Origin of the sequence: Shewanella sp. MM_2022_3 (assembly GCF_022557375.1) — a bacterium.
Lineage (GTDB): Bacteria > Pseudomonadota > Gammaproteobacteria > Enterobacterales > Shewanellaceae > Shewanella > Shewanella xiamenensis.
In genome coordinates this window covers 29,951-53,704 of sequence record NZ_JAKZGV010000006.1, presented here as the reverse complement: position 1 = coordinate 53,704, position 23,754 = coordinate 29,951, and the positions used below count along the sequence as shown (strand labels likewise).

The following is a 23,754-nucleotide window of genomic DNA, read 5'->3' as shown; positions in this document are numbered from 1 at the left end:
CGGTTCAGATAAAATATGACTGATGGTTAAATAGATAAATTTGCTAATATTAACTCGAAATTTTTTATCCTATAAAAGTACTCATTATGATGCGCCGAATAGTAGCTTCTCTCTTTTTATGTGTGTTGCTGACTCCCTTATGTGCGGCTGAACGGCCAAAAATAGGATTAGTGTTAAGCGGTGGTGGTGCTAAAGGCGCCGCCCATGTTGGTGTACTTAAAATTTTAGAAGAACATCATATTCCTGTGGACTATATTGCAGGTACGAGTATCGGCGCTTATGTCGCGGGTATGTATGCCTTGGGATACAGTGCAAGTGAAGTCGAAACCATCATGATGGGGGTTGATTGGGATAGTGGTTATTCGGATACCATCCCTCGTAATGTATTGAGTTATCGAGATAAACAGTTACGAGATCGCTATAATATTCCGCTGAATATTGGTTATACCGAAGGCGAGGTGAAAGCGCCAAGTGGGGTATTGCGTGGGCAGACCATGTCGCAGTTATTACGGCAGTCTACGGATTTAGTGGAGCAATTTGGTGATTTTGATGCTTTAGCTATTCCTTATCGTGCCGTGGCGACGGATTTAGAAACCAGTCTACCCGTAGTGCTTAACCATGGCAGTATTATCAAAGCAATGCAGGCTTCTGCTACGGTGCCAGGTGCATTACAACCTACGCAAATCGACGGTAAGTTACTGGTGGATGGTGGTATTGCCAACAATATGCCTGTGGACGTAGTGAAGGCGATGGGCGCTGATATTATCATTGCTGTGGATATTGGCTCACCACTGGTAAAAAAAGATAAGCTCGATAGCACTATTGCCGTATTAGATCAGTTATCTAATTTCTTGACTAATGCCAGCACTGAAAAACAAAAGCAATTATTGACTGATAATGATGTGTTGATCCGTCCTGCGATCGATGCCCTAAGCACAACCGATTTTACTATCATGCCTTTAGCGTTAACCCTCGGCAAAGAAGCGGCGACCAGCCAGTTAGTTAAATTGCAAAAGATGAGCGTTAGCGAAGAACAATATGCCGCCTATGTTGAGAGTAAAAGGGCCAAGGGTAAGACTGTCATGGCGGATATCGCTCATCCTATCAAGGAAATTGTGTTTGATAACCACTCAAAAGTTAGCCTTAATTTATTAAAAGAAACCCTAGAACTTAAACCTGGTCAGAATATTACTAAAGATGAATTGAACGATGCGATAAAACGTATCTATTCCTTAAATAAATTTGAACGTGTTGACGCCGAATTTGTGGAGGGTAAAGAAGGGCGTGTACTTACGGTAACCACGCGCGCTAAATCATGGGGACCTAATTATTTCCAACTAGGCTTTAATTGGGAGGACGATTTTAGCTCTGATTCAGCCATCAGCTTTGATATGGCTTATACCATGACAGACTTAACCTTTAATGGCGGAGAGTGGCGAAACGAAGTTAAGCTTGGATTCGAGAAGCTATTTGCGACTGAGTTTTATCAGCCCTTGAATCGGGATCAAGAGTTTTATAGTCGAGCTCGTTATCAATACGATATCCATAATTGGGACTTATACGATAACAATAATCGTGCGCTAACCTTTGATAAGAAAACCCACACCGTCGAATTAGGTATTGGTTACAACTATGTGCTGCAAGGCGTTGTCGAGTTGGGGCTAGTGGCGGAAAAAGGTGTCATTATTAATGATGCTTGGCTACTTCAGGATTTTGATTTTAATTCCTATGGTGCCTATTTCAGGATGGGGTATGACAGCTTAGACAGTATTAGTTTTCCGACATCTGGCAATCGTGTCAGCTTAAACGTTTATGTTCGTAAAGAGAATTTTGACGATGTCATCGATAATCAGAACGACTATAGCGTGCAGATAGAGGCCGACTGGAAAGGCGCACTGAGCGTTGGCAATCACGCCTTTGTAGGTAAAGCGTCGCTTGCGACAAATAATAATGATGGCCTCAATACCTTGCACTTGTCAGATTTAGGCGGTTTCTTAAATCTTTCTGGTTATCACAAGGACTCGTTGAATGGAGCTCATAAACTCTTTGGTGCCTTTATTTATCAGTATGATTTAGGGCGTGATGCCTTAGGTATGCGAGATTACCCTCTGTACTTAGGCTTAAGTTTAGAGGCAGGTAATGTGTGGTTTGAGCGATCTGAAGTATCGCTTACTGATCTTATTTATGCATCGAGTCTGTACATCGGCACTGATACCACAATGGGACCTGCGGCGATTGGTTTTGGTATTACCGATATGGGTGATAAGTCAGTTTATTTATTTATTGGTAAAGCGTTTTAATGATAAGGGTATAACTAGGGCGTGTTGACGTTTCGAGATTAGATTTTGTTTTAATAAGGTGGGATGAATCGATAAGTGTCATAACCTTTTACAAAATCTTACTACAGCCAAACCAGTCTAAATGCTAAGGTTTTGCAGGAAAAAATAACAACACTCTCAACGGAAGCTGGGGAAAACAATGAAGAAGATAAGCACACTGGCGCTGGGTATTGCCTTGAGCCTAGGTTTAGCCGCTTGCAGCAGCGAGCCTAAAACTGAAGTCGCCGCGGTTTCTGGCATTGAATTACAAAACTTTGATGCCTCAGTTCGCCATCAAGATGATTTTTACTACAGTGTTAACGGTAAATGGTTAGCCAACACACCCATTCCAGCTGATAAATCCAACTATGGTGCATTTTCTGTGCTGTACGATCAAAGCCAAGATGCATTGAAAAAGATCATCGATGCAGCGGCCGCAAAAAAGAATGCTGCCCCTGGCTCCAATGAGCAAAAAATTGGCGACTTTAACGCCAGCTTTATGAATACCGATTTGCTCGAAACCTTAGGTGTAACCCCATTAAATCCATTACTGGCGGACATCTCAGCAGTGAAAAGTCACAGTGAATTACCCGCGGTGATGGGGAAATTACTGACCAGCGGCTCAGGTATTCCCTTTGGTTTCTACGTTAATAACGACGCGAAAAATTCTACCCAATATGCAGTGTATTTAAGCCAGTCGGGCTTAACCTTGCCAGACCGCGATTACTACTTAAAAGATGATGCTAAGTTTGTCGCTAATCGCCAAGCAATGGCGAAATATGTGACTGATATTCTGACTGAAGCGGGCTATAAAAATGCAAAACGTGCCGCGAAAAACGTGGCCGATATTGAAATGATGATCGCGAAAAGTCAGTGGAGCCGTGTAGAGTCGCGCGATGCGAACAAATCCTATAACAAACTGAACCGCGCCGAGCTGCAAAAGCTCATGGGACAGTTTGATTTTAATGCCTTTGCCGCGACTGCTGGCTTAGGTGATAAAGTGACTGACGTGATCGTGCGTCAACCCTCTTATTTTGAAAAGTTAGGTGCAAATTTTGATGCCTTCCCTGTTTCGGCTTGGCAGGACTATTTAACGTTCCACCTCGTGGATAGTTACGCCGAGCTGTTAAGTAAAAACTTTGTCGATCTTAACTTTGCCTTTAAGAGCAAAACGTTGATGGGCATTGAAGAGCAGCAACCACGCTGGAAAAAAGCGGTTGATGGCGCCGACCAAGTAATAGGTGAATTAGTGGGTGAAGAGTACGTTAAGCAGTACTTTAAACCAGAAGCCAAAGCTCGCATGGAAACTATGATCAAAAATCTGATCAAAGGTTTCGAAGTCAGTATTAATGAGCTTGAGTGGATGACGCCAGAAACTAAAGTCGCGGCTCAGGAAAAACTGTCTAAGTTTACCTACAAGATTGGTTATCCAGACAAATGGAAAGACTACACTGCGCTAGAAATCAAGCCTGATGAGCTGGTGGGCAACTATATGCGTTACGCCCAGTTTGAATATCAAGACATGATCAACAAGCTCGGTAAGCCAATCGATCGTACCGAGTGGCATATGACACCGCAAACGGTGAACGCTTATTACAGCCCAGTTGGCAATGAAATCGTATTCCCAGCAGCGATTCTGCAACCGCCATTTTTCAATATGGAAGCCGATGATGCGGTCAACTACGGCGGTATCGGTGCGGTTATTGGCCACGAAATCAGCCATGGTTTCGACGACCAAGGCGCTAAGTACGATGGCGACGGTAACCTGCGTGACTGGTGGTCGGATAAAGACCGTGAAGAGTTCCAAAAACGCGGTAAGCAACTGTCGGCGCAGTATTCTGGCTACGAAGCATTACCCGGTAAGTTTGTGAACGGTGATTTAACCTTAGGCGAAAACATCGGTGACTTAGGTGGGTTAACAGTAGCTGCTCGCGCCTATATGATGAGCTTAAACGGTAAACCTGCTCCCGTGCTCGATGGCTTAACGGGCGAGCAGCGTTTCTTCGTCGGTTGGTCACAGGTATGGCGTCGTAATTACCGTGATGAAGAGTTAGGTCGTCGTTTACTGACGGATCCACATTCACCTAGCCACTACCGCGCGATGGGGACGCCGCGCAATATTGAAGCTTTCTATAAAGCCTTTGAGCTGAAAGAGAGCGACAAGATGTATTTAAAACCAGAAGAGCGCGTAAAAATCTGGTAATCCATAGGATGAAAACGAAAAAGCCAGACATCTGTCTGGCTTTTTACTTGGGTTAGGATTAATGCCCATATCCTAAGGTTTCAATTTTTTCGATTTTTTGATCGGTTGCATAAACCCGCCGCATCAATCGTGTCGGGCCAAAATCATAGGTCCACTCAGCATATTCTATCGGCAACTTGCTTGGATCAATCACGATATCACCCGCGGAGTTTCGATAAGTGGCGGGTTGGCTATATTCTTTGGCTTTGTTTGGCGGTCCGCACTTTTCTAACACTGCGTCTAAGGGATCGCCTACGTTGATGACGAATTGCTTACAGCGCATAGAATCTGTCGCTAAGGCTGGCAAACTCGCCGCCCACAGTATTAACAACACATAATACTTCATCGGTGTATCCTAGCAGTGATTAACCTTTCTCAAATTGATTCGGTGACTTTATTTAGAACACCTTATCAAGCTCCAATAAACTCTCTAATTGATGATGGGCTATGATCCATTTTGCTTCACCGCGTTGTTCTGGCGCAGGAATCGCAACGGTTTGCATATTGGCGGCGCGGGCAGCGATCAGACCATTAAAAGAGTCTTCAATCGCGAGGCAATATCGCGGGTCAACCCCTAAGGCCGCTGCGCAATTTAAGTAAACCTCTGGATGGGGTTTGCCATAGGTAAGCGCTTCAGCAGATTCTACCGCCATAAATTGGCCCTTAAGCTTAAGCCTTGTTAGCACAGCATCAATCAGAGCTGTTGGTGAAGAGGTGGCTAAGCCTACCTTTAAGCCTTTGGCCTGGCAGTATGCCATTGCTTGTTGAACGCCAGACATCGGCTCACCGGATTGCCGAATTTCTTCAGCAACTTTGTCAACTATGGCGTTGCTGACCTTGGCATTATCGTAATCGGCCCAAGGCGCTTTGTGATACCAATAATCGACACATTGATCGATACGTAACCCCGTGGTTTGTTGAATTGTTTCGATAGTGACTGGCACGCCAAGCGCCGATAACACTTCATATTCAACCCTTTGCCAAAGGGGTTCTGAATCAATTAACACGCCATCCATATCAAAAATAACGGCTTGAATACTGAGGGATGTCATTACTACTCCAAGGGATGGGAAATGGGTCATTCAAGCTTGAGTGTAAGTTTAAGCCCGTCATCTTCAAAGCCTAAACACACAAAGTTGAGAAATATTTTTGGTGGAAAGGAATTGATGTCCAAAAAAATAATCGTTCGATTTTAAATTGATGAACGTATGTTAACTATTTGTAGATTATGGTTTTTTATCTGTTTTCAAACTATTGTCTAATTTCCATTGTTTTATTGTTGCCGTAAGTTGAGTTGCACCTCCGGATTTAGCCCTTATTTCGTCTTTTGCCGAGTGTGACCTGATTCATACTTTTGCAAAGCTGTAGTATACTGCTGGCCGGAAATACGGGTCGATCATGTCGGACTGTCAGCTTCAATTGAGAAGACGTGCAGTTTCGTTGTTAGAGCGCCAAACAAAGAGGAATGTTGCCGTGCTAGAAGCATATCGTAAACACGTCGCAGAACGTGCTGCAGAGGGCGTAGTCCCTAAGCCATTAGATGCACATCAAGTGGCTGAACTGGTTAAATTGGTTCAAAATCCCCCCGCTGGTGAAGAAGCTGTTATTCTTGACCTGCTCGAAAATCGAATTCCCCCCGGTGTTGACGAAGCCGCCTATGTAAAAGCCGCTTTCTTAGATGCGGTAGCTAAAGGCACTGCAACTTCACCCATACTATCTGCCGAACGTGCGACTGAGTTATTAGGCACTATGCAAGGTGGCTATAACATCGAGCCGCTAATTGCACAGCTAGATAACCCCGCTCTGGCGCCTTTAGCTGCTAAAGCCTTATCTCACACTTTGCTGATGTTTGACTCTTTCCACGATGTGGTTGAGAAAATGGAAGCCGGTAACGTCTATGCAAAACAAGTGGTTGAAGCGTGGGCAAATGCAGACTGGTACTTAAGTCGTCCAAAATTAGCGGACAAAGTCACCCTGACTGTATTCAAAGTCTCTGGTGAAACCAACACCGACGACCTGTCACCAGCACCCGATGCTTGGTCACGTCCAGATATCCCATTGCACGCCTTAGCGATGCTGAAAAACGCGCGTGATGGTATCGAGCCTGATGTACCTGGCAGCGTAGGTCCAATCAAGAAATTAGAAGAACTGAAAACCAAAGGTTTCCCATTAGTTTACGTGGGTGACGTTGTAGGTACTGGTTCATCACGTAAATCTGCGACTAACTCAGTACTGTGGTTCATGGGCGATGATATCCCATTCGTTCCTAACAAACGTGCTGGTGGTTTCTGCTTAGGTGGCAAGATTGCGCCGATTTTCTTCAATACGATGGAAGATGCGGGCGCACTGCCAATCGAACTCGACGTCAGCAAAATGGAAATGGGCGATGTGATCGACATTTACCCATATGCTGGTGTTGTTAAGCGTCATGGCTCAGATGAAGTGATTTCTGAGTTCAGCCTGAAAACCGACGTACTGTTAGACGAAGTGCGTGCAGGTGGTCGTATTCCACTGATCATCGGTCGTGGTTTAACTGACAAAGCACGTGCAGTATTAGGTTTACCAGCCTCTGACGTATTCGTACGTCCTCAAGACATCGCTGATAATGGCAAAGGTTATACGCTTGCACAGAAGATGGTCGGTAAAGCCTGTGGCGTTGCTGGCGTGCGCCCAGGCCAATACTGCGAACCTAAGATGACTTCTGTAGGTTCACAGGACACTACCGGTCCTATGACCCGTGACGAGCTGAAAGACTTAGCTTGTTTAGGCTTCAGTGCCGATTTGACTATGCAGTCATTCTGCCACACTGCCGCTTATCCAAAACCAGTTGACGTTAACACGCACCACACACTGCCAGACTTCATTATGAACCGTGGTGGTGTGTCGCTGCGCCCAGGTGACGGTGTTATTCACTCATGGTTAAACCGTATGTTATTACCAGACACAGTTGGTACTGGTGGTGACTCACATACGCGTTTCCCAATCGGTATTTCATTCCCAGCGGGTTCTGGTCTTGTTGCCTTCGCTGCTGCGACCGGTGTGATGCCTCTGGACATGCCAGAATCAGTATTAGTACGCTTCAAGGGCAAGATGCAACCTGGTATCACCCTACGTGATCTAGTACATGCTATCCCATTAAAAGCGATTGAAATGGGTCTGCTGACGGTTGAGAAGAAAGGTAAGATCAACATCTTCTCTGGTCGCGTACTGGAAATCGAAGGCTTAGAAACCCTGAAAGTAGAACAGGCATTCGAACTGTCTGACGCCTCAGCAGAACGCTCTGCAGCGGGTTGTACTATCAAGTTAGACAAAGAGCCAATCATCGAGTACCTGAACTCTAACATCACTATGCTGAAGTGGATGATCGCTGAAGGTTACGGTGACCGTCGCACGATAGAGCGTCGTATCAAAGGCATGGAAGAGTGGTTAGCGAATCCTGAGTTGATGAGTGCTGACGCCGATGCCGAGTACGCAGCAGTAATCGAAATCGATCTGAACGAGATCAAAGAGCCAATCCTGTGTGCGCCTAACGATCCAGACGATGCCGTGTTACTGTCATCTGTTGCGCAAACGAAGATTGACGAAGTGTTCGTGGGTTCTTGTATGACTAACATCGGTCACTTCCGTGCGACTGGTAAGATGTTAGATAAGTTTGCTAAGACACTGCCAACACGTCTGTGGATTGCACCACCGACTAAGATGGACAAAGACCAACTGACCGAGGAAGGCTACTACGGTATTTTCGGTCGCGTTGGTGCGCGTATCGAGATCCCAGGCTGTTCACTGTGTATGGGTAACCAAGCACGTGTGGCTGAAGGTGCAACTGTAGTATCGACTTCTACCCGTAACTTCCCGAACCGTTTAGGTACAGGTGCTAACGTATACTTAGCGTCTGCGGAATTAGCGGCAGTAGCAGCACTGTTAGGTCGTCTGCCTACGGTTGAAGAATACCAAGAATACGCGAAAGAGTTAGACGCAACTGCAGCTGACACTTACCGTTACTTGAACTTCGATCAAATCGATTCTTACACTAAGAAAGCATCACAAGTGATCTTTCAATCAGCTGTATAATCGATTGATATGATAATGAAAAAGCCAGCGAAAGCTGGCTTTTTTGTTTCTATTGAATGCTTTGCTCTAACTGTTAATGCGCAAACAATCACATAGCAACTTAACGAAAGATAGAGGATAAATTGATTATTTATCGGTCAGGTATCTCTTTAGCGCAGTGTTTAGCGTGGCTTATCATGCCGCATTAAGCTTGCTGGGCGTGCTCTGAGTATTTGCTGTGCAGCACTTCGAGGAGTTTATCCTCTAACTCGAAACGCGTTTCCATGGTATGCGCCAGTTCGGAAAGATCTTTATCGAGCTGATACATCACTTGATCGTCCTGCGTTTCAGCATACTTATCGTTAAAGTCTAGCGCTGCGTTGGTCGTTGGGGTGATCTTAGGCAAAACCTGTTGAATAGCCGCTTTGCAAGGGGCGCCAAATTTTTCGCAGGCGTTAATCACTTGGTCATACACTTCGAAATGACCTTCAGAAACGTAATCCACTAATAAATCACAAAATGACTTTACGTTCTCAAAAGAGGGAAGCGATTTTTCCGCATTAGTGTAGGGCGGTAGCCCAGCAATTTGGCAATAATGCACCAAGAGTTTGCGACGATTTTCTAGCCATTGATCTATAAGCTTATTTGAACCGCCCCACTTTTGTTCTGCTTTTTCGAGTTCTCTCAGCATGATGCATTCCATTTAAGTGCTAGGACATAACTCTAATGTAGGGGAGAAATAGCTCTTCGATCAACCCTTTTTATCGGGATTTGCGATAATTGGTAAATGGACAAACCAGCTGTTTTGTATAAAAAAATGTGGAAATAAAAAGCCCAACGATAGAAACCTATCGTTGGGCGAGTAATGTATATAGCAGGCTCGATGCGACGAGCTTCTTGATTGTTCTTGCTAGCGCAAACTTTTTATACCAAAGGCGGGGAACTGGTGCAACTTTTTTCTGTCTGACTGTGACTTTGAGTTCGATTAATAAACAGTATGTTATCTGGCTAGCATTTTGAGGATAACTGCTTAAATGGACAGCAATGATGGGGAATAGCTCACATAAATTATCTCATATTGGTTACATTATTCGCGTAAATGCTAAACTACCGACCCAGCGGATCTCAATAAAAGTCTAGGAATCAAGCCAAATGGCAGAATTAAAGAATGATCGTTATTTACGCGCCCTATTAAAACAGCCTGTCGATATGACTCCGGTTTGGATGATGCGTCAAGCAGGCCGCTACCTTCCTGAATATAAAGCGACTCGCGCTCAAGCGGGCGATTTCATGTCTTTATGTAAAAACCATGAATTGGCCTGTGAAGTGACACTACAACCGCTGCGTCGTTATGAACTGGATGCGGCGATTCTGTTTTCCGACATTTTGACTGTTCCCGATGCAATGGGATTAGGTCTGTATTTTGAGGCGGGTGAAGGCCCACGTTTTGAGCGCCCAACAGATACTATCGATGCCATCAAAAAATTATCAATCCCAGACCCAGAAGATGAGCTGGGTTATGTGATGAAGGCCGTTAGCACGATTCGTCGTGAACTGAATGGCCAAGTGCCATTAATCGGCTTCTCTGGTTCTCCATGGACTCTAGCCACTTACATGGTTGAAGGCGGTTCGAGCAAAACCTTCGAAAAAATTAAGAAAATGGCCTACGCCGAGCCTGCTGCATTGCATATGTTGCTTGATAAGCTTGCAGATTCAGTGACCTTATATTTAAACGCACAGGTGGCTAATGGTGCGCAATCTTTAATGATTTTCGACTCTTGGGGCGGCGCGTTATCGCACACTGCTTACCGTGAGTTCTCACTGCGTTATATGCAGAAAATTGTTGATGGCTTAACTCGCTTTGCTGATGGCCGCCAAGTGCCAGTGACCTTATTCACTAAGGGCGGTGGTTTATGGTTAGAAGCGATGGCTGAAACGGGCTGTGATGCTTTAGGTTTAGACTGGACTGTCGATATCGCTGACGCCCGTCGCCGTGTTGGTCATAAAGTTGCTCTGCAAGGCAACATGGATCCATCCATGTTATATGCACCAATCCCACGTATCGAAGAAGAAGTCGCTCAAATTCTGGCTGGCTACGGTGAAGGTACAGGCCATGTGTTTAATTTAGGCCATGGTATTCACCAGCATGTGGACCCAGAGCATGCAGGTGCCTTTATTAAGGCGGTTCACGCTCAATCTAAGCAGTACCATAAATAAGCTGCACTAAATAACAAACGGACCTGAGGGTCCGTTTTTTATGGCGTTTATCACAGCGTCAGAAACTTCCACTTGGGCGTTGTTAATTGGGTATTAACTTGTGGTTTAGCGAGTGCATTAATTAATCGCGTGCTTTATAGCGTATGTCTCCGCGGTGTTAGTGCATTGGAGCTCGGTTACCATCTAACTTTTTAAAACTTTTTTATCGAATAGCTGCGTTAAATCAAAGGCGTTTAAAGCAATTAAATGCATGCTATTGCCTACTTTAGCAACGGATAAAGCAAAGTGATATTTAATACTATTTGCAAATGAGATATGTTGCATGGCGCTATAAGGGACTAAATAAAGCCGTTTGTTAATTTAATTACGTAAGCCGTGGTAAAAGATGCGCATAGGCAACAAAATATTGGTATTTATTGCAGGGTTCTGTTTACCAGCCGTTGTGCTTGTCTCCTATTGCCTCGGGGTTTGGTTTGACCATAGGGTCGAATTGTTACGTCAGGATAATGTACAGCGCGAGCTGGCGAATATTCAGCAGCAGTTCCGCATCGATGTCGATCGGTTAGGGTTTCTCACTAATATTTATGCCTCGCCATTAGCTCATCTCGATAGCGAGCAGTTAAAAGCCCTCGAGTCTTCGTGGCTTGAGAGCTCCATGTCTGCCAATTTAAGTTGGTTTATTCTGCGAGATGGAAATTTGCAGAGTGTTTTTCAAAATGAGCAATCAATAGATGATGTGAATCGGCAGGAAATCGCCAAGGCGATAACAACGCAGGCTAAGCCTGAGTTTGCCAGCGCCTATTTAATTGGCGATAAAGGATATGTCGTCACTGCGGTCGCTTCACATTTGGGTGAGTATGTGCTGTTAGTGCGGCAACTTACTGAGCGCGATCTACTGGAATACGCCCAAACCTCCCTTGTCGCGCGGATCAGCATGTCTAATGCTGTAACAACACATAATACCTTACATCCAAGTTCGGTTGCGCTGCCGAGTCTCATTAGTCAACAACCAATCTATCTCCAGGTTGAATTTTCTGATGATCCTTTTCGAGATGTAAAGCTTAGTCTCGACTGGGTGTCGCTTGCGGTGATATTACTGGGGGTATTCATTGTCGCCTTGGGTTATGTTTGGTTGCGTTCAGGCTTGTTACAGCCCCTTAATAGCTTGATGCAGCAATTAGCGCTCGTTGATCCTATGGCGAGTGTATATCGGCCTGTGACCAGCGAGGGTAATGAAGAGTTATCTGTATTGGCGAATCGCGTAAACAGCTTACTCGCGAGGATTTATCAGCAGAAAGAGCGCGGTAAAATAACCTTAGAGTCGATTGCTGAAGCCGTTATCTTGACCGACATCGATGCAAACGTCATTTACATGAATCCAAAGGCTGAAACACTGCTTGATGTGGCCAGTTGTGATGCCGTTGGTGAGAGTCTTGCTAGCTTATTAAAGGCTGGAGAGCAGTTAAATCAAGCGGTATTTCACTGTATTCGCCTTGGCGAAACGACACCTCAAGTCGCTAAAATCAAACTGTTAACCACAACGCCACGGATTATTGAACGTAGCATTAGTAACGTGCTTAATCATGAAAAAGAGATTGTCGGTACTGTAGTGGTACTGCGGGATATCACCCAAGAAGAACGCCTTAAGCACCAGCTACAAAAACGCGCAAACTTTGATGGTATTACCGGGTTACTTAATCGCCAAGCGTTTGAAGAACAACTGCCCGAGTTCGCCGGTCAAACGAGGAGCCTTGCGGTATGTTATTTGGATTTAGAGCAGTTTAAGTTGATCAATGATAGTTGTGGCCATACTGCGGGTGATCGCATGCTGGCCATGGTCGCTAAGGCAATCCAATCATGTCTTGGGCCTCAGGAGTTATTCGCTCGCTTAGGAGGGGATGAGTTCGGACTGGTGATCTGCGATCGCTCGGCGTTAGCCGTGGTGCAGTTGCTAAAGCACATTATTGCCCAGGTATCGTTGCAAGTGTTACACGATAAAAATTGCAACTACAAAGTCGGTTTAAGTATTGGTGTTGCCTTTGGGCGTGCGCCCTATATCAATGCGCAGGAGTTACTCAAGGATGCGGATATCGCTTGTATTGCCGCTAAAGCTAAGGGCGCCAATCAAATTCATATTTATGATGATAAAGATAAAGAACTGACCTACCAGCGTAATGCGCCTAAATGGGCGATGCGTATTGCCCAAGCAATTGAGGAAAATGAACTCTTGCTCTACTACCAGCCCATCCGAGGATTAGGTGCGAGTTCTAAACGCCAACGGATGGAGATTTTGCTCAGGATCCAAGAGCCTTGTGGTCGCATTTTGGCGCCTGCCCAGTTTATTGCTGCCGCAGAGCGTTTTAAGCTGATGCCTGAAATTGATAAAGAAGTGATACGTAAAGCCTTTTTATGGCTGTCACTAAATTCGCAGCTTTGGCCGGATCACTGCATTTCAATCAACCTTTCGGGCAATAGTCTCGGCGCCGAAGGCATGGTGGAATATATTGCTAAGCAGCAGCAGATTTTTGATATTCCTAGCCAATGCGTTTGCTTTGAAATTACCGAAACGACTGCGATTCAAAACCGTCACCGCGGCATGGAAATGCTCAGGCAATTGCGCAAACTCGGTTTTTCCTTTGCATTGGATGATTTTGGCAGTGGCTTTGCTTCCTACGGCTATTTACGCGAACTGCCCGTGGACTACGTCAAAATCGATGGCTGCTTTGTTAAAAACCTGGCCGTCAATGCCAAGGACTATGCCATCGTTAAATCTATTCAAGACGTTTGCCGAGTAATGGGAATTGAGACGGTCGCCGAATTTGTAGAAAACCAAGAGATTATCGATAGATTGCAAGCGATTGGTATCAACTATGCTCAAGGTTATGCGATAGGACGGCCGCAACCTCTAGCAAGTTATTGTGAGCAGTTTGAGATGAGCTTAGCGCAACGCGCATAGGGGATTGCGCTTTTTAGGTGATTATGCCAATTTACCCTTAACCGAAGTTAACATATTAGTAACAAGGATATGGTTATGGATGGACTGACGGGTAAAGTGGTTATTATTACAGGGGCTTCTGAAGGTATTGGTCGTGCGCTGGCTATTGCCATGGCGCGGGTAGGATGCCAACTTGTATTGAGTGCTCGCAACGAAACGCGTCTTGCCTCACTTGCCCTCGAAATTGCTAACTATGGTCCTACTCCCTTTGTTTTTGCCGCTGATGTCAGCAGTGCCTCCCAGTGTGAAGACTTAATTCAAGCCACGATTGCCCATTATGGCCGTCTCGATATTTTGGTTAATAATGCGGGCATGACGATGTGGTCGCGTTTTGATGAGTTAACCCAACTAGCGGTTCTTGAAGATATCATGCGCGTTAATTACTTAGGCCCTGCCTATTTGACCCATGCCGCCTTACCCTATTTAAAGTCGAGCCAAGGTCAGGTCGTGGTGGTGGCTTCGGTGGCTGGGTTAACAGGCGTACCGACTCGTAGTGGTTATGCGGCGTCTAAGCATGCTGTTATCGGTTTTTTTGATTCGCTGCGGATTGAGCTTGCTGACGATAATGTGGCCGTGACGGTGATTTGCCCTGATTTTGTCGTCTCGCAAATCCATAAGCGAGCCTTAGATGGTGCGGGTAAGCCACTCGGTAAATCGCCAATGCAGGAAGCTAAAATTCTTTCCGCAGAGCAATGTGCCGACATGATGCTACCTGTGATAGCAACCCGAGGCCGGCAGCTTATCACTTCTCTTCGCGGCCGGCTCGGACGTTGGCTTAAGCTGATTGCACCGGGCTTAATCGATAAAATAGCCCGTAAAGCAATTGCCTCAGGCCATTAGCTTTTATTGAGGTGTTTAACGATGGCTTGTTCAGCTTCATTTTGGGTTGCCTTATCACCATCAGCTTGGATGTTGGCTGTTGCCTTATGGCCTGTGAGATCCTCGGCAATATGAAGCCAGTCAGGATGCCAGTAAAAATTCTGTCCCGACAGTGTTTGCCAATTATGCACGCCGGACTTTTCGCCTTGATAAATAATGTCTTTGATTGAATAACCCATAGAAAACCCCTGATTTATTATTGGATATCATTATTGAGGTCAAATAGTGCGCTATCCACTTCGCAACTTGTGTGCGTTAGATCACGCTTTTAGGCAAAAATAAACCTCGCATTTGCGAGGTTTATTTTTTATTGCACTTAATTTTCAGTGTCTTAACGTCTAGTGCTTTAATGTCTAGAGTATTAAGGTTTCGCGCATTGGCTAGGTGAGCCTGTGCCTTTCCAAAGTGTGCTGCTATCGCTCAGTGACAGTGGGATAAAGGTTAAGCCTTGGCTCATATTCGCGGGTGGTAAATCAGTTTCGAGCTCATACATACCCATTGGTACCGTGCCAAGGCTGGCGTTTGCTGTGACTTGCATGGCTGCAAGACTAGAGTAACGCAGTCCTAGCATATCGAAATGGCTGCGCCAATCTTTGCCTGTGAGTTTGCTTAAGGAAACCAACATAAAGTCATTGCCAGGAATGTCTCTGACCGTTTTACCACCGTAGACGCTATGGCCATCGAAGGGGAATAAGTCAAAACCGAGTTTACTGCGGTTTGCCTCCCAATCGCTGGCGTTATTAGCGTATTTACCGAAAATACGGCTGTGCTGATACAGCAAAGTAAAGAGATTAAAGCCATTACTTAAGGTTGTGCCATCACTTAGCGTCATGCCATGGGCCTTGAGGGCCATTTGGATATAAAACCCCATGCGATAGCCATTATGTACCGCATAATCATTACTTGCCCAAGGTGCGGTATATCGGTCTTCGCCGATATCTAACACTTTACAGTTAGCGCCAAAGACTACACGTTTGCCACTGGTATCCTTAGTGCCTATGGCATCGGACATAAACACATAAAAGAGATCTTTGTGATTCATATGGCCATCTTTAATGATGTCGCTATTGCCATCACGCAAATAATGGGTCTTCCATAGCACCACATAGGGGAAGATATTGTTGGAGTTTTCTCCTGCACGGCTGCCATAACCTGTCCAATTATCGCTATTGGCGGCAGTGGCATATTGCACATTGAGGCGGTTGGTTTGCAGATTATGGCCAAGTTCATGGTTATCTCCCCAACCCGTGGGTGAAATATTCCAAGCGGCATCCCAAGGATTGCCACTGCAACCCGATCCACATTGGGCATTCTGGTCATAGTTAGCGTGTTGGATAATCGTGCGAGTGTGCAGATTAACATCGATACAATCTTGCCCAAACAGTGCCTGACAGCTTGATAGCACCTCGGCGGGTAACGACTCACTTAAGCTTTTACCTTGGATCTTAAGTCCTGCTAAGGTGTAAACACTATTGATATGGTCCTCGACGATGCTTTTGAGCAAGGCGGTAACATCGGGGATCTTACCGCCAATGGCATTCATAAAACGGTCGCGGCGTAAATGCTGTTCAGCGCCATCGGTGCGCAGATCCACATGGGGCAGCTCAGTGTTTTGAATTTTGTCATTGAAGGCAGTGATTTCAGAAGGATTAGAAAAATCCATGATACTCGGGTGCTTAGCCACATTTTTTGCTTGCATATCGACACTGAGCGCGCCTTCGCCGCCACTGATATAGAAATAAATCGGGCCGCCATAGGGGGTTGAAAACTCGATGCTTTGCCCCTTTGCGAGCTTAATTCGTTGCTGTGCTAACTCAAGCGGCGCGCGATAAACCTTTTGTTCAAAAGCGCGGTTGGTATTGCGTCTATGATAATTGAGCTTAATTTCGACGTTGGCATTGGTGCTATCCAAACGACTGAGCGTGATGGTTTGTCCCGGTAAGGCGTACCAGCCTGAGCTGGTCCATTGACCCGTATAAGGTACGCTAATGGTTTTGCGCTCTGATACTGTGGCCGGATAAGCGTAGTGAGCATTAGTGCCTTTACTTAGATTGGCTCTGTCGGTGACATATTCCCCTAAATCGGCTTGGGCAAGGTTATGGGCGCGGGCGTAGCTCACCGTCCAATCGGCAAATAGTGCTTGCTGCCATTGGGTGAACTCGCTGTAGGCGATGGGATAATCAATTTCACTACGGTATTTATCGGCGAGCAGTAAACCGGCCTTTATCAGTGGGAAGTTAGTGCGACTAAACGCATCAATGCCATTGATATCTAAGGTTTCAGCGCTGCTGCGATACCAGTCGGCACCCGCTTTAAAGGCCTCAACAAAGGCGCTGCTATTACAGCTCAAATAATTGCCTGTGCAGTCATTTAATACCTGCGTGTCAAAGCGCTGCTCCCGCAGATTTGCCAGTAGTTTCTTAACATCTTCAAGGGCTTTATCTTCAGCCAGAATGGTGCTTACACTCAGATTGTCGGCGTTGAGTTTCGACCAATAGTTGCCCGCAGTCGATAGCCCCATTTCAAGATAGAGTGGCGAGAGCATAGCGCTTTGTTCGCGTCGATAATTTGAGAGTAGCAGGGGAATACCCGCAGCCTTGGCTTTGGCAATCGCCGCTTGAATGCCCGCGTAACCTAGGTTGTCGCGGTCAATATCGCTGATAACGATTAAATCGGGTTTTAAGGTATCGATACAGCTGGCGAGGGCGCTGTAGTCGCAGCTATTGGCGGTATTGATACTGTGAGCATCGGGATAGTACTTGCTTAGCCAAGTGCGGATCCCTTCGTTATGGGGGAAATACCAACTGTCGGCACGGCTCGGCATTTGGGCCGTGACTATGCTGAGGCCATCCTGTTGATCGCCACCTTTAGTCAGCCATGAGATGAGATTTTTCAACAGTATATCTGTCTGCGCAGAAGTGTTGACGCTAAATAAGTTGCCACCCATAGCGGCATAGCGTTGTCCCTGTTGCTCGCCCGCCATCACTAGGCCGCGAACGGCACTGGCGCCACTGCCATCCACATTTGATGGCAGTAGGGTAAAAGTGTTTTCCGGCATAAAGCTCGAAAAGGTAATGGAGTCGCGGGTCGGATGCCAGCTAATGCTGCTACCTACACCTTGATAGAGCTGGGTGGTTTTCGCTTTGCGGGCAGCGTCCACTTTGGCTAGTTCGGTAGTGCTGAAGTCAATCAGCTCAATGGCGCTGGCAAGGGTATGATCTTGATGGCGAATGGCATTTTCAGCATTGCTGATAAAGGCTGGAGTAATCGTGCAATCCGCCGACATCGCCGCTGTGGTATAAGTTAACTCGGCTAATGAACCGCCACAGCCACTAATTTTTTCTAGTACAAAGCCTGCGTCCGCTTGAACACTAAAGCTGGCTCTTTTGCCCGAATCGACTTTTTGGCTTGCAGGAGTGAGTTTGCCGCCCGATACCTGACTTGCACTGGCGGTATATTGGGTGATAGTCGGTGGCTGAACGGGTGGTGTGGTGGTGCTCGCATCCTCAGATCCGCCCCCGCAACCGCCAATCAGTAAGGCGATGGCGGTAGATATAAGTCTAATCTCCATAGGGAGTCCTTATTATTTTGGGAATTAACAATTATGCAGCATTGTAGCGGAATAATACGGGCTAAAGTAGATAATATCTTAATAAAATTTATATAAATCATTATCTTAAATTTGACGATCGTCAAATTTAAGGCATAAAAATACCGGCATTAGGCCGGTATTTTTAGTGGGATTAACCCTTAGCTCTGTTGTTCACGGGCAATGGCGCGATAGCCAATATCAGTACGGAAATACACATCATCCCAATGGATTTCATCAACCAATTGATAAGCGGCTTTTTGTGCTTCGGTCACTGTGTTTCCTAAGGCTGTAGCGCATAACACGCGGCCGCCATTAGTGACTACATGTCCGCCTTTCATTTCAGTACCGGCGTGGAAGACCTTGGCATCATGATTACCTAGGCTTAGGCCGTCAATCACATCGCCTTTGCGGTAGTCATCAGGGTAACCGCCAGCGGCTAATACGACACCGACTGCGGCGCGCTCGTCGTACTCGGCGGTAACTTTATCCAGCTCGCCGCGGGTTGCTGCTAAACAGAGTTCAACCAGATCTGATTTTAAGCGCATCATAATAGGTTGGGTTTCTGGATCGCCAAAGCGGCAGTTGTATTCCAGTACCTTGGCGCTACCGTCTGGTGCGATCATTAGACCTGCATACAGGAAGCCAGTGTAAACATTGCCTTCAGCCGCCATGCCATCAACCGTTGGGCGGATAACATTAGCAATCGTCCAATCGTGTACGCTTTGGGTGACCACGGGCGCAGGGGAGTAAGCGCCCATGCCGCCAGTGTTTGGACCGTGATCGGCATTATCGCGAGCTTTATGATCTTGGCTAGTCGCCATGGCAAGGATATTTTTGCCATCGACCATCACGATAAAGCTGGCTTCTTCGCCTTTTAAGAATTCTTCGATAACCACGCGAGAACCCGCATCACCAAACTTGTTGCCCGCGAGCATATCATCAATTGCAGCATCAGCTTCGGCTTGGTCTTGGGCGATAATAACGCCTTTACCTGCGGCTAAACCGTCAGCTTTGATTACGACTGGGTAACCCGTCTTGCCCGTCAGTTCGCGCACGAAGGCTTTAGCGTCTTGGATTTCGGTACAGTTTTTATAACCCGCGGTTGGGATATTGTGGCGCGCTAAGAAGTCCTTAGTGAAGGCTTTAGAACCTTCTAACTGCGCAGCCGCTTTGGTTGGGCCAAAAATGGACAGACCCGCAGCGTTAAAGGCATCAACCACACCTAATACCAGCGGAGCTTCTGGGCCAACGATGGTGAGTTCGATCTGATTGGTTTTAGCAAAATCGAGCAGGGCAGGAATGTCAGTTGCACTGATATTTAAGTTTTCAAGCTTTGGTTCGAGAGCTGTGCCCGCGTTACCCGGTGCAACATAAACTAGTTCGACCTGAGGTGATTGTGCCGCTTTCCAAGCTAGGGCATGTTCGCGGCCGCCGCCACCAATAACTAATACTTTCATGTTAAGTCATCCCTTTGAGTTTTAAATTCTTGTGGTTAGATACTTATGTTCACTGAGTGCGATAAACGAAACAGCCAGCACTTGGCGTGCTGGCTGTAGGAGGCATTAGTGACGGAAGTGGCGCATGCCAGTCATTACCATGGCCATGCCGTGCTCGTCGGCCGCGGCGATGATTTCAGCATCGCGCATTGAACCACCTGGCTGGATGATGCAGCTGATGCCTGCTGCCGCTGCGGCATCGATACCGTCGCGGAACGGGAAGAAGGCATCTGACGCCATCACAGAGTTCACCACTTCTAAGCCTTCATCGGCAGCCTTGATACCCGCAATCTTAGCGCTGTAGACGCGGCTCATTTGGCCTGCGCCGACACCGATAGTCATGCCGTCTTTAGCGTAAACAATCGCGTTAGATTTAACGAACTTAGCCACTTTCCAGCAGAACATTAAGTCCTTCAGCTCGCTCTCGGTCGGTTGACGCTTAGTCACGACTTTAATGTCATCTAAGCCAACCATGCCTTGGTCGCGGTCTTGCACCAGCAGGCCACCGTTTACGCGCTTATAGTCTAAGGTCTTGGTCTTAGTATCCCATTGACCGCACTCTAACAGACGCACGTTGGTTTTCTTGGCCACTACATCGCGGGCACCTTGGCTCACGACTGGCGCAATAATCACTTCAACGAATTGACGCTCAACGATAGCGCTAGCGGTTGCTGCATCTAACTCGCCGTTGAAGGCGATAATGCCGCCAAAGGCTGACGTTGGGTCAGTTTGATAGGCGCGGTTATAGGCATCGAGCAAGTCTTTACCCAGTGCAACACCACATGGGTTAGCGTGTTTAACGATAACGCAGGCGGGCTCGCTGAACTCTTTCACACACTCAAGGGCGGCATCGGTATCGGCGATGTTGTTGTAAGACAGTGCCTTACCTTGCAGTTGAACGGCAGTTGCGACTGAGGCTTCGTCGATCTTAGTGTCAACATAGAAGGCCGCAGTTTGGTGGCTGTTTTCACCGTAACGTAGATCTTGCTTCTTCACTAATTGAGTGTTGAAGGTGCGTGGGAACTTTGAGTCTTCGAAGCACTCATCAGTGCTATGCGCTGGAACCATAGTGCCGAAGTAGTTGGCGATCATGCCATCGTAACCAGCGGTGTGTTCGAAGGCGGCAATCGCTAAATCAAAACGGGTTGCGTGAGTCGTGCTGCCATTGTTGGCGGCCATTTCGGCTAATACGCGATTATAGTCGGCCGCATTTACCACGATAGTCACGTCTTTATGGTTTTTCGCCGCAGCGCGCACCATAGTCGGGCCACCGATGTCGATGTTTTCAATCGCATCTTCTAAGGTGCAACCGGCTTTAGCAACAGTGTCTGCAAAGGGGTAGAGGTTAACCGCAACCAGATCGATTGCATTGATATTGTTAGCAGCCATGACATTTTCATCAAGACCGCGACGCGCCAAAATGCCGCCATGCACTTTCGGGTGCAGGGTTTTAACGCGACCATCCATGATCTCAGGGTGTCCTGTATAGTCAGATACTTCGATAACAGGCACGCCGTTATCCGCTAACAAGCGAGCGGTGCCGCCCGTTGACAGCAGTTCAACGCCTTGGGCGTGTAATGCTTTGGCGAATTCGAGAATTCCGGTTTTATCTGAAACGCTTAACAGCGCGCGACGAATGGGTCTGGCATTATTTGCAACAGTCATTTGGGTACAGGGTCCAGTTATTTTAGTTTCAAGGATCTTTCGGAAAACAGAACAACTTCTATCGGATTCTGCTTTCCAAAAGTCCCTTGGTCCTACTTATATTTTTTGTCCCAGCGTCAGGCGCGCGTATTCTACCGTAAAACTAGATTTACGGGTGTTTTTTCTGCGCGATTTCACAATATTGATATCAGAACAAAGTGGAATGATTTTTGGGCGAGGTGTAAATTTCAAAATAGCCCTTGACCTTGGAGTAGGCTCTAAGGTTTATACTCGCTTCATCATATTGATTGTCAGTGTTGCTTGAGATGATTCGAGTAAAACTGCAAAGGATTAACTATGTACCGAATTGGTGAGTTAGCCGATTTATGCGAGGTTAAGGCCGACACCCTCAGATTCTATGAGAAACACGGCCTGCTTTCGCCTTCGAGCCGTACCGACTCTGGCTATCGGGTCTATACCGATGCCGACGCGGCGCGGCTGCGTTTTATTCTGCGGGCGAAGGCGGTGGGTTTTACCTTAAGTGAAATCAGTGAGTTGTTGTCTATCGACCTCGACAAATCCAACTGGGCCTGTGCCGATGTAAAGGGCATGGTGGACCTGAAGCTGGCGCAGGTACAGGCGAAGATTGCCGAGTTACTGCATTTTCAAACCAGTTTGCAGAGCTTGTCGGATGCCTGCTGCGGCGGACCGCGTAGCGCCGAACATTGCTCGATTTTAGAGGCGCTAGAGTCGAGTACCGAGCGAGTACGCGTTGAGCATGATCATGGTGCAGTCCACAGCGCTACAACCCTAGATAAGTCAGGGAATTAATTATGTTACTGAAAAACTTTATCGATCTGTTTTTAGATTCCGCTCCTTGGCTGTTGCTTGGCTTGATTCTGGCGGGTTTACTTAAAGTATTCGTGCCTATGGCCTGGATGCAAAAGCAGCTCGGCGGACATGGCTTTAAAACTGTGGTCAAGGCAGCGTTATTGGGCGCGCCTTTACCTCTGTGTTCCTGCGGTGTGATCCCCGCTGCCGTGGGGCTGCGCCGCTCTGGGGCATCGAAAGCGGCAACTACCTCCTTTTTAGTCTCCACCCCTGAAACTGGCGTCGATTCGGTGACCGTTTCCTACGTGTTACTCGGCCCTTTTATGGCAATAGTGCGCCCGATTGCAGCGATCACTAGCGCCATTGTTGCGGGCTTACTGGTGGGACGTGATGATGACGATGGCAAACCTGCGGTTAAGGCCGATTCCCAGTCAGACAAGGCATTAGCTAGCGCAGCGCCTGTCGCTTCATGCAGCGCCTCAAAATCCCCGTCGCCAGAGACAGTGGTAAAAGCCGAAGCGGTAAAAAGCTGCTGCGCCTCGACTAAGGCGCCTGTAATCACGACGGTTAAGTCTTCCTGTTGCGGCAGTGATAACGCGAAAGCGCCATCAACCGAACCGAAAATCAAAATGACACCTATGGCTAAGCCTAGTCTAATGGCGGCTAGTGGCCCAAGTATGGGCACTGTCGGTATGGTTAATGCGGCTAAAGTTAGTGCGGTCAAGGTTGAAAATGCTGGTTCATGCTGTGGTACTCAAACTGCAGCGCCTGAAAAAATAGTCGTAGTGAAGAAGGGCGCTTGTTGTGGTAGCTCTAGCGCGAAAACGGCTGAGAGCCATCAAGCCGAAGGCGAGAGCTGCTGTGCGTCGACTCAGGATATGGCGACTGAGTTGAAGTCTGAATCTGTGATTGCGCGTATTGGGCTTGGGCTTAAATATGCGGCGACGGATCTTGTGCGTGATACGACCCTCTGGCTGCTGGTGGGTTTATTCTTCGCTGCATTAGTACAAACCTATGTTCCTGCTGACTTTTTAGCTAAGTGGGGCGATGGGTTGCTGGCCATGCTGGTGATGGTGCTAGTGTCTGTGCCTATGTATATCTGCGCAACGGCTTCGACGCCGATTGCCGCGGGCTTGTTACTCGCTGGCGTGTCCCCCGGCGCCGTGCTGGTGTTTATGATGGCAGGCCCTGCAACCAATATCGCTACTTTAGGTGTAGTGACTAAGGAGCTGGGAAAGCGTGCGCTCTACGGCTATCTTGGCGGTGTGTTAGGTGTTGCCTTAGTTGCGGGTGCCTTAGTGAACTATCTAGTGGCGAACTTTGGTTTTGAGGTAATGCCACAGATTGGCCATGAACACCAAATGCTACCAAGTTGGTTAGTGGCCACTTCGGGCATAGTACTGGCGTTGTTGATGGCGAAAGTGGTGTTTGAGAAGATCCCAAGAAGTTGGTTACGCCGCAGCGATTGCTGTTCATAGCAATAGCGATAA

Annotated in this window: 15 protein-coding genes; 8 read left to right on the top strand and 7 right to left on the bottom strand. The window is 47.0% G+C overall.

Annotation, left to right across the window (positions count from 1 at the left end; genetic code table 11):
* Window positions 1–86: 86 nt before the first annotated feature.
* Together MMG82_RS05585 and MMG82_RS05580 are read left to right on the top strand one after the other, a co-directional pair.
* Window positions 87–2,300, top strand: a complete 2,214-nt coding sequence (locus tag MMG82_RS05585) for a patatin-like phospholipase family protein (protein WP_047535167.1) — start codon at window positions 87–89, stop codon at window positions 2,298–2,300.
* Between the two features lie 178 nt (window positions 2,301–2,478).
* Window positions 2,479–4,521, top strand: coding sequence for a M13-type metalloendopeptidase (locus tag MMG82_RS05580; RefSeq protein WP_172587749.1), 2,043 nt, complete (start codon window positions 2,479–2,481; stop codon window positions 4,519–4,521).
* 58 nt (window positions 4,522–4,579) lie between these two features.
* Here MMG82_RS05580 and MMG82_RS05575 read toward each other — a convergent pair whose 3' ends face one another.
* Window positions 4,580–4,906, bottom strand: a complete 327-nt coding sequence (locus MMG82_RS05575) for a DUF2845 domain-containing protein (protein WP_241406585.1) — start codon at window positions 4,904–4,906, stop codon at window positions 4,580–4,582.
* 52 nt (window positions 4,907–4,958) lie between these two features.
* Window positions 4,959–5,612 carry a hexitol phosphatase HxpB gene (hxpB, locus tag MMG82_RS05570; RefSeq protein WP_088586222.1) on the bottom strand — a complete coding sequence of 218 codons (654 nt, stop codon included), beginning with the start codon at window positions 5,610–5,612 and terminating at the stop codon, window positions 4,959–4,961.
* Between the two features lie 421 nt (window positions 5,613–6,033).
* Between hxpB and acnB the strand changes: the two genes are divergently transcribed.
* A complete protein-coding gene (gene acnB / locus MMG82_RS05565) occupies window positions 6,034–8,631 on the top strand; it encodes a bifunctional aconitate hydratase 2/2-methylisocitrate dehydratase (protein ID WP_047535159.1) in 2,598 nt (865 codons plus the stop codon).
* 184 nt (window positions 8,632–8,815) lie between these two features.
* Here acnB and rsd read toward each other — a convergent pair whose 3' ends face one another.
* Window positions 8,816–9,301 carry a sigma D regulator gene (gene rsd / locus MMG82_RS05560; protein WP_086023981.1) on the bottom strand — a complete coding sequence of 162 codons (486 nt, stop codon included), beginning with the start codon at window positions 9,299–9,301 and terminating at the stop codon, window positions 8,816–8,818.
* Between the two features lie 461 nt (window positions 9,302–9,762).
* On the opposite strand from rsd, the gene hemE reads away from it, so the two are divergent.
* The 3 genes from hemE to MMG82_RS05545 all read left to right on the top strand — a co-directional run bounded on the left by hemE (window position 9,763) and on the right by MMG82_RS05545 (window position 14,662).
* On the top strand, window positions 9,763–10,827 hold the full coding sequence (gene hemE, locus MMG82_RS05555) for a uroporphyrinogen decarboxylase (protein ID WP_037413592.1): 1,065 nt from the start codon (window positions 9,763–9,765) through the stop codon (window positions 10,825–10,827).
* Window positions 10,828–11,212: 385 nt separating this feature from the next.
* Complete coding sequence (gene pdeB, locus MMG82_RS05550) at window positions 11,213–13,783, top strand: cyclic di-GMP phosphodiesterase PdeB (RefSeq protein WP_047535157.1); 2,571 nt, start codon at window positions 11,213–11,215, stop codon at window positions 13,781–13,783.
* Window positions 13,784–13,858: 75 nt separating this feature from the next.
* A complete protein-coding gene (locus MMG82_RS05545) occupies window positions 13,859–14,662 on the top strand; it encodes an SDR family oxidoreductase (RefSeq protein WP_037413590.1) in 804 nt (267 codons plus the stop codon).
* Here the strand turns inward: MMG82_RS05545 and MMG82_RS05540 are convergent.
* The 4 genes from MMG82_RS05540 to purH all read right to left on the bottom strand — a co-directional run bounded on the left by MMG82_RS05540 (window position 14,659) and on the right by purH (window position 21,454).
* Window positions 14,659–14,880, bottom strand: coding sequence for a hypothetical protein (locus MMG82_RS05540; RefSeq protein ID WP_037413589.1), 222 nt, complete (start codon window positions 14,878–14,880; stop codon window positions 14,659–14,661). The two genes, MMG82_RS05545 and MMG82_RS05540, sit on opposite strands and share 4 nt — an antisense overlap.
* A gap of 182 nt (window positions 14,881–15,062) precedes the next feature.
* Window positions 15,063–18,272, bottom strand: coding sequence for an ImpA family metalloprotease (locus tag MMG82_RS05535; protein WP_241406584.1), 3,210 nt, complete (start codon window positions 18,270–18,272; stop codon window positions 15,063–15,065).
* Window positions 18,273–18,451: 179 nt separating this feature from the next.
* On the bottom strand, window positions 18,452–19,750 hold the full coding sequence (purD, locus tag MMG82_RS05530; RefSeq protein ID WP_172591465.1) for a phosphoribosylamine--glycine ligase: 1,299 nt from the start codon (window positions 19,748–19,750) through the stop codon (window positions 18,452–18,454).
* Window positions 19,751–19,855: 105 nt separating this feature from the next.
* Window positions 19,856–21,454 (bottom strand): bifunctional phosphoribosylaminoimidazolecarboxamide formyltransferase/IMP cyclohydrolase, encoded by a 1,599-nt coding sequence (purH, locus tag MMG82_RS05525; protein ID WP_023268923.1) that lies wholly within the window; start codon window positions 21,452–21,454, stop codon window positions 19,856–19,858.
* A gap of 336 nt (window positions 21,455–21,790) precedes the next feature.
* Here purH and zntR point away from each other — a divergent pair, with 336 nt between their 5' ends.
* Window positions 21,791–22,264, top strand: coding sequence for a Zn(2+)-responsive transcriptional regulator (gene zntR / locus MMG82_RS05520; protein WP_047535147.1), 474 nt, complete (start codon window positions 21,791–21,793; stop codon window positions 22,262–22,264).
* A 2-nt stretch (window positions 22,265–22,266) separates the two neighbouring features.
* A complete protein-coding gene (locus MMG82_RS05515; protein WP_241406583.1) occupies window positions 22,267–23,742 on the top strand; it encodes a permease in 1,476 nt (491 codons plus the stop codon).
* Window positions 23,743–23,754: the final 12 nt, after the last annotated feature.

Excerpts from the sequence above, each read along its gene's own strand:
- rsd (WP_086023981.1), bottom strand. The coding sequence starts at position 9,301 with ATGCTGAGAGAACTCGAAAAAGCAGAACAAAAGTGGGGCGGTTCAAAT.
- MMG82_RS05545 (WP_037413590.1), top strand. The coding sequence starts at position 13,859 with ATGGATGGACTGACGGGTAAAGTGGTTATTATTACAGGGGCTTCTGAA.
- hemE (WP_037413592.1), top strand. The coding sequence starts at position 9,763 with ATGGCAGAATTAAAGAATGATCGTTATTTACGCGCCCTATTAAAACAG.
- pdeB (WP_047535157.1), top strand. The coding sequence starts at position 11,213 with ATGCGCATAGGCAACAAAATATTGGTATTTATTGCAGGGTTCTGTTTA.
- zntR (WP_047535147.1), top strand. The coding sequence starts at position 21,791 with ATGTACCGAATTGGTGAGTTAGCCGATTTATGCGAGGTTAAGGCCGAC.
- MMG82_RS05580 (WP_172587749.1), top strand. The coding sequence starts at position 2,479 with ATGAAGAAGATAAGCACACTGGCGCTGGGTATTGCCTTGAGCCTAGGT.
- purD (WP_172591465.1), bottom strand. The coding sequence starts at position 19,750 with ATGAAAGTATTAGTTATTGGTGGCGGCGGCCGCGAACATGCCCTAGCT.
- MMG82_RS05515 (WP_241406583.1), top strand. The coding sequence starts at position 22,267 with ATGTTACTGAAAAACTTTATCGATCTGTTTTTAGATTCCGCTCCTTGG.
- MMG82_RS05575 (WP_241406585.1), bottom strand. The coding sequence starts at position 4,906 with ATGAAGTATTATGTGTTGTTAATACTGTGGGCGGCGAGTTTGCCAGCC.
- purH (WP_023268923.1), bottom strand. The coding sequence starts at position 21,454 with ATGACTGTTGCAAATAATGCCAGACCCATTCGTCGCGCGCTGTTAAGC.
- MMG82_RS05585 (WP_047535167.1), top strand. The coding sequence starts at position 87 with ATGATGCGCCGAATAGTAGCTTCTCTCTTTTTATGTGTGTTGCTGACT.
- hxpB (WP_088586222.1), bottom strand. The coding sequence starts at position 5,612 with ATGACATCCCTCAGTATTCAAGCCGTTATTTTTGATATGGATGGCGTG.
- MMG82_RS05540 (WP_037413589.1), bottom strand. The coding sequence starts at position 14,880 with ATGGGTTATTCAATCAAAGACATTATTTATCAAGGCGAAAAGTCCGGC.
- MMG82_RS05535 (WP_241406584.1), bottom strand. The coding sequence starts at position 18,272 with ATGGAGATTAGACTTATATCTACCGCCATCGCCTTACTGATTGGCGGT.